Genomic DNA, 6711 nt, shown 5'->3' on the forward strand with positions numbered 1-6711 from the left:
TCGAGGCGGGCCAGGTAGTCACGCACGACGGGCAGCGCGCCGGGCGGCTTCTCGACGCTCGGCGGCCCGTAGTCCATCGCGACCGTCACAGCCAGGAACAGTCCCAGACCCGTCACTACCGATCGCGGTCACCCCGACGTGATCCGAACAAGAGATCAAGCAGCTGGCTCATCGCACGCACGTGCGGAAGACAAGTCTAGCCGAGGAACCAGGCGAACAGCATGGCGTCGTTGCCGCCGTAGGAGACGTTCCCGAGATTCCCCCAGGCGGAGTGGAAGATGCAGACAGCCACCGCCAGGTATCCCACCGCGACCAACAGCGGCGGAGGAACCTGGATCCGCCAGGACCGGATCGCCGGCGCCGGGTGTGCACCGTGGCCGGGGGCATGATCGGTGCCGCGATCGGAGATACCTCCGGCGGTCCCTGCGGTTTCGGATTGCGTCACGACGGCCCCCCTCGTGTGCCCGTCGACCCCGATCCGCCCCCTGCGGACGGGATGTACGGGGCGTTCACGACCATAGTCGCCCTGATTGCCTCCATGGCTACATAGCGTGACTATTTGGCGGTGTGGGGTAACGGTCTACCCGCGATACGACACGGGGAGAGATACCCACCGAGGGAGAGTTCCTCGGCCGGGTGCGGAAACCCTCGCCGGTTTCCCGGGCCGGCGGTCGCGGTCGTTCTCGAGGCAGCGGTCGTTCTCGAGGTTCCGGCGGTTCCCGGTGTTCGGCTGTCCGGGCCGTTCTGGTGCGGCGCGCGGTACTACCCGGCTGCCCGGTCCTGGCCGCGGGACGTGGCGCTCGGATCCGCCCATTCCGCCACCAACGCGGCGCAGCTGCGATAGCGCGCGACGGCGTAGTCGTCGGAGACGACGCCGTCGCGGTCAAGCACGGCGACGGGATAGCCACGCTCCGCGCGATAGCCCCGTTCACCGACGATGACCCGCCCCCCGAGCCGGACCACTCCGACGACGTACGGCAGGGAGGTCCAGCGGGGCGGGCGGGCGGCGGCCAGGATGCTCGGGTCCCGCCAGGCGTACAGGCCGCAGGCGCAGTGCTCGTCCGGGACCCGTTCGTGGCCCGCGCCGGGCTCGCCGGGCTCGACGTCCCGGTCCGGCCGGCGGGTGCGCAAGCAATGTGCCTCGGTCATGCCGTCGGCGCGCCAGAGCAGTAGCCCGGGTGGAAACGGCGACCACGGCGTCCAGGCAGGGCGTAGCTGGCCGTGCGCGTCCACCGCCCACTGCCGCCAGCCGAGCAGGCTCACCCGGGAACCGGTTCCAGGTCCGGTTCCGGCGCGGCCGGGACCGGGATGGTCAGCGGCTCGGAGTCGGGAAAGCTGATCGGCTCGTCTTCGACGATCCGTTCCGGTCTGCCCACATCACCCACACGTCTACGGTGAGCGCCCGACGCCGAGCCGTCAATGCCCGACGGGGACGGGTCACCCCATCGGGGAACCGGCCACCCCACCGGGGAGTGGGCCGACCGGCGGGACCAGGCTCACCGCCGTGGGCCTCGATCACGGGTTCCCGCGAACGCCCGGCCGGCGTATCGATGATCTTGACCGGTGGTGTTCAATGTGCTCTTCGCCTAGTCCTGTGGGGTGATGTCGTTGCCGGGCATGTCTGCGGCCGATCCGTATCAGGTGGCCGCGGCCCTGTTGTGGGCCCGCGTGCTCGGCCTCGAGACCGTCGGTCTGCATGACGACTTCACCGCCCTTGGCGGTGATGCGGCGACCGCGCAGGAGCTGGTGGCGACCCTGTGCGACGAGTTCGGGGTCCGGCTGCCGAGCTCCGTGGTCGTCCAGGCGCCGACGCCCGCCGCGTTCGCCGAGGTGTGGGCCGCCCGGCAGAGCGAGTCCGTCGGGCATCCCACCGTGATGCCGCTGACGCCCGGCGGTTCCGGCACCCCGTTGTTCTGCTTCCCGGAGGCCGGTGGGCCGGCGATCGGTCTGCTCCCGTTCGCCCGGTACTTCGCGGGCGAACGGCGGGTCTACGGGATGCAGGCGCACGCCCTGGAACGGCGGGGCATCCCCGACTGGTCGGTGTCGGCCGCCGCCCGGCGGCACGTGGGGGAGATCCGTCTTCTCCAGCCGACGGGTCCCTACCTGCTGGCCGGGCACTCCTTCGGCGGACTGATCGCGTTCGAGGTCGCGCAGGTCCTCCGGCAGGCGGGCCACGAGGTCGGCCTGCTGGCGTTGATCGACACCTACCTGCCGGGTACCTCGCGGCTGACCCGATCCGGGGCGATCGTGCCGACCAGTCAGTTGGAGGGAGCGCATCCGGACTCCCCGGCGCCGCCCGACGCCGGTCGGGGGATCGGCCCACTCGCCGCCGACGACGGGCCTACGCTGACCCCGCGGGTGATGGTCGACCGCCTGCGCCAGCTCGTCGAGCTGCCGCTTGCCGGCGTGGTCCGCTTCCGGGGGATGCACCAGTACGACGTCTTCTACAACCAGGGGCGCATCCTGACGATGACCTACCGGCCCCCGCACCTACGATGGCCGGACGGCGGTCTGGCTCGCCGACGACCACGACGAGATCGAGGCCTGGCGGGGCGTCCTGACCGGACCCGCCGCGATCCGCCGGATCGGCGGGGACCACCGCGGCGTCCTGCGGGAACCGCTGGTCGCCGGGGTGCTGGCTGAACTGCGCCACGAGCTGGCGACGGTGCCCGGCATCGACGGCCGCCGGGTCTGATCTCCTGGGGGTCGCCGGGTCGATGGCGTTCCGCCGTTCCTGCCCCGTACCCGACGGGCGCCGCGGGGAGGTGTTCGACGAGGCGTTCGCGGCGTTGCGGCGGCGCTATCCGCAGGTCATCCCGGAGCGGCTACTTCCGGCCGGGCGGGACGCGGCGCGCTCGTTGATCGCCGAGTATCTCGCCGCCGGGATGAGCAAGTTCGTCTTTCATCCGGTCACGACGCCCGGCGGATGGCCGGATTTCTTCGACGCCTTCGCCGCCGAACTCATGCCGCTCGAGACCTGATTGGCGGGTGTTTCCGGCGAGCCGGACAATATGGACGGAGGGCTCAGGTGATGGTGAAACCGCCGTCAACGGCGAGGGTCTGCCCCGTGACGAAACTGCCGGCGTCGGAGGCCAGGAAGAGAAGCGCCGCAGTCAGTTCCTCCGGTTCACCGATGCGTCCGCGGAGGATCCTCGCCGACTGGGTCTCGAGGTACTCGGGCTGGTACTGGTCGGTCATCTCAGAGCGGAAGAAACCCGGCGCCAGCGCATTCACCCGGATGCCGCGCCGGCCGGTCCATTGCTGGGCCAGATCGCGGGTGAGGCCGACGAGGGCGGCCTTGCTCGCCGTGTAGGCCGCCTGCGGCAGGCCGGCGGTCGTCAGGCCGAGGACGCTGGAGATGTTGACGATGCTGCTGCCGGGTCGCATGACCCGCGCCGCCGCCTGCGCCATCCAATAGCAGCCGCCCAGGTTGACGTCGATGACGGAGCGGAACTGCTGCGGGGTCTCCTTGAGCGCGGGGACGACGGTGCCGATCCCGGCGTTGTTGACCAGGATGTCGACCCGGCCGAAGGTCTCCATCGCGGCGGCGACGAGGTGTTCGCAGGAGGCGGGGTCGGCGACGTCGGTGGCGACCGGCAGGGCGCGGCGGCCCTCCTTCTCTACGAGCTCGGCGGTGGTGGTGAGCCGGTCGGTCCGGCGGGCGCCCAGGGCCACGTTCGCGCCGGCCTCGGCCAGGCCCCGGGCGAAGTCCACCCCGAGACCGGAGGACGCCCCGGTGACGACGGCGACCCGGCCGTCCACCCGGAACCGGTCCGATATGGACATAGCATGCTCCTTTACGATAAAGAGGCGCGCGCCTAATCATGGATCCCATCCCGGGCCGGCAAGTGATCCGGGCTTCCCGCGCCGCCATCCTTGCAGGTCCCGGGCCCAGGTGCCGACAAATCACCTCCCGTACGCGGATGCGTTCGGCGCGCTGTGCATCTGTCGGATGGTCCGTCCCGAGAGCATGTGCGTGCGTCGAATACGGCGAGACCCTTCCCCTTTCCGGTGGGCGCGGTCACAATCGACCGGTACGACCGGGCGGGCGACGACCAACATTGATCCGGCAACATCGGCATTATGGGGACGTAATGAAGTAACAAATACGTGATCGAGAGCATCATCGCAGGTCACAGGCCTGTGGAGGGTTCGAAAGGCGCAAGTTATTTCATTTCGACTCCTATCCGGCAGCCGGCCATACCAGGCTGCCGACAAACGCGTTCCGGAACATGTGATCTGTGGGTCGAGGGGGTACTGACGATGTGTCGGTCACTTCGACATCGCCGGCTGTGAAGCGCGACAATCCCGCGCACGTCGACAGGGCGACCGAGGGCCTCGGGAGAAAGGAAACGCGGGAGGAAGCGTGGAACGGGCAGAGCGTACCGAAGTGGACTCGCAGGTCCGGATGGAGCGTCATCTCGTCGTCGGTCTTCGTATCGGAGACTTGTCGGATATGGCCGATGTCCTGCTGGCCGCTGACCTTGCCGCGAAGCTCGACGCGCACCTCGTGCTCATCGCGGCCCCGGATCGATGGTCGAGCTGGGCACGGTGGACCGCGGGAATGCACTGCGCGTTTGGCGTGGAGACCGTGATGAACGCTGCCCGCATCGCCGAGGAGGAGGCCCGGGAAGATCTCAACCGGCGCCTCGGAACCCTGCTTGATCTAGTCGGCGTGACCTGGACCATGCGGTGGGCCACCGGCTCCTACCGACGAGCCGTGGCCCGCCACGCCCGACAGCACCCCGAGGCGCTGGTTATTTACCGGCTGGCGGGGGGCGGTGCCCGATAACCGGTGCCCGGTGGCACATGGTCACCGCCCACCGGTCACGTCGAGTATTGCTCCGGTGACGTAGGAAGCCTCGGGTGAGCAGAGCCATCGCACCGCGCCGGCGACCTCCTCAGCATGGATCCGCCCCGCTCTGCCGGCTGACGTCGCCCAGCGTCCCAGGCTGGCGGAGGCTGCGGGGGTCATCGCGCCGCGGGGGAGATGGAACGTCGGGCCCGGGCGTACATGTCCGCATCGGCATGCCGGACCACGCTCTCGGGACTGTGCGAGCCGGCGTCCCCGACGGCCTGCGAGGACGCCAGGCCGATCGTCGCTCTGACCACAAGGGTGTTGCCGGCCACGGTGAGGGGCGCCTCGATGAACTCGCGCACCCGCTGCTCGGTCTGGCGCATCGTCAGGGAGTCGGCCCCGGGCAGCACAATGACGAACTCGTCACCGCCGAGTCGGAACGCCTGCCCGGCACGTGCTTCCGGCCAGATCGTCTCGGGGCCGATCATCGCGGGACCGATCGTCTCGACCGGTCCCGCGCTGGCCGCCGACGGGCCCGGGGCGAGGACGTCGGCCAACCGAGTGGCGACCGTGCACAGCACATCGTCGCCCACCTGGTGACCGAACGTGTCGTTGATCGGTTTGAAGTCATCCAGATCGATGAGCAGAACCGCGAACGGAGTCTGCTCCCGAGCCAGTTGATCGAGGAATTCGGTAAGCGCCGCCCTGTTCGGCAGGCCGGTCAACGGGTCGTGGGTGGCACGTTTCCGTAGCTGCTCCTGCAACTGACGACGTTCGCTGATCTCGTGGCAGGTAAGCAGGACACCACCGTCGAAGCGGCCCGGCCCGGACGCGGGCCGCCAGGCGCCGGCCTCGATGTCGAACCAGCGATGGCCGCCGTTGACCGTCCGCATGCGGACGTCCAGAAGGGACCCCGGTCCACCACACTGCCGGTCCGCGAGGAAGGCCCGCGTCGCCGCCTGGTCCTCGGGATGGACCAGGTCGATGAGCGGCAGCCCGATCATGGCCTCGACCGGGTAGCCGAGCAGGCTCTCGACCGCCGAGCTGATGAAGGCCGGCCGGCCCGCACGGTCCAGGTTGACGATGATGTCGTGCGACTCGTGCACCAGGGTCTGCAGCCGCGCCCGGTCGCGCCGGACCGCCTGCTCTCCCCGGAAGATCATTTTTGTCAGGCCTGAGAACGTGACGGCCACGATGCCGAGCAGCAGCAGATCGCCGACGGCATGGTTGTCTCGCGGGTCGCGCGGCAGTGGGCCGTCCTGTTGCAGGATGAGGTACCCCCATGTGGGATGGCCGGGGATCGCGGCGGCAACGGCGACGTGACCGCCGCCGTTGCGTACCGTCACCCGCCGGCTCTGGCCTGGCCTGATTGACCGCAGCTTCGTGCCGTCAGTCATGGCGATCCCGACCGCGGACGGATCGTCGGACAGGGCGATGCGCCCGGTCTCGTCGACGATGACGATCCGGGTGCCCTCTCCGGTGCCGCTCGTCCCGGTGCCCCCGCCGCCAAAGATGCGGACCATCTCGGCTCCCGGCATCCCGGCTCCCGGCCTACCCATGACCAGGAACGCGGCGCTGCGTCCGTCCCGCACGATCGGCACGATGCTGTACGCCCGAACCCGATCGCCCAGGTGGAAAACAGGGATGTTGATTCCGCTGGTGCGGGCGAGAGCCCAGATCCGGTCCCGCGGGGGGAACGGGATCGTTGCGCCGGTGGGTTGGACCGCCGTCGGCCTGCCGTCGAGATCGACCAGTGCCAGAACGGTGTCGGGGCCCGCGAACGCCGACCGGGAGACCGAGGCCAGCACCCGCTGGTCGACGGCGGGTTCGGTCAGCGACCAGGGAAGCCTGGAGATCGGGTCGATCAGGCGCACGGGTTGGCCCAGGTCCGCGACATACTCGGCTAGACTTGT

The 6711-nt window shown here is 69.7% G+C and carries 8 protein-coding genes; 3 read left to right on the top strand and 5 right to left on the bottom strand.

The features are described from left to right. Positions 1-196: 196 nt before the first annotated feature. Together ACY45C_RS18725 and ACY45C_RS18730 are read right to left on the bottom strand one after the other, a co-directional pair. The gene (locus ACY45C_RS18725; RefSeq protein ID WP_462188874.1) at positions 197-445 is read right to left on the bottom strand and encodes a hypothetical protein; all 249 of its coding nucleotides are present in this window, start codon (positions 443-445) and stop codon (positions 197-199) included. A 317-nt stretch (positions 446-762) separates the two neighbouring features. Then, positions 763-1263, bottom strand: coding sequence for a hypothetical protein (locus ACY45C_RS18730; protein ID WP_462188875.1), 501 nt, complete (start codon positions 1261-1263; stop codon positions 763-765). Between the two features lie 354 nt (positions 1264-1617). Between ACY45C_RS18730 and ACY45C_RS18735 the strand changes: the two genes are divergently transcribed. Together ACY45C_RS18735 and ACY45C_RS18740 are read left to right on the top strand one after the other, a co-directional pair. Continuing rightward, positions 1618-2643, top strand: coding sequence for a thioesterase domain-containing protein (locus tag ACY45C_RS18735; protein WP_462188881.1), 1026 nt, complete (start codon positions 1618-1620; stop codon positions 2641-2643). Positions 2644-2717: 74 nt separating this feature from the next. Continuing rightward, positions 2718-2981, top strand: a complete 264-nt coding sequence (locus ACY45C_RS18740) for a hypothetical protein (protein WP_462188876.1) — start codon at positions 2718-2720, stop codon at positions 2979-2981. A gap of 43 nt (positions 2982-3024) precedes the next feature. Here ACY45C_RS18740 and ACY45C_RS18745 read toward each other — a convergent pair whose 3' ends face one another. Next, positions 3025-3786, bottom strand: a complete 762-nt coding sequence (locus ACY45C_RS18745; protein ID WP_462188877.1) for an SDR family NAD(P)-dependent oxidoreductase — start codon at positions 3784-3786, stop codon at positions 3025-3027. A 580-nt stretch (positions 3787-4366) separates the two neighbouring features. On the opposite strand from ACY45C_RS18745, the gene ACY45C_RS18750 reads away from it, so the two are divergent. Beyond that, positions 4367-4792, top strand: coding sequence for a hypothetical protein (locus ACY45C_RS18750; protein ID WP_462188878.1), 426 nt, complete (start codon positions 4367-4369; stop codon positions 4790-4792). A gap of 21 nt (positions 4793-4813) precedes the next feature. Here ACY45C_RS18750 and ACY45C_RS18755 read toward each other — a convergent pair whose 3' ends face one another. Continuing rightward, entirely contained in the window at positions 4814-4975 is a 162-nt protein-coding gene (locus ACY45C_RS18755; protein ID WP_462188879.1) for an SDR family oxidoreductase, read from the bottom strand. Further along, positions 4972-6711: diguanylate cyclase domain-containing protein (locus ACY45C_RS18760; RefSeq protein WP_462188880.1), on the bottom strand; the 1740-nt coding region annotated here is incomplete at its 5' end. The genes ACY45C_RS18760 and ACY45C_RS18755, both read right to left, overlap by 4 nt.

The sequence above is a fragment of the Frankia sp. CcWB2 genome, assembly GCF_977927585.1.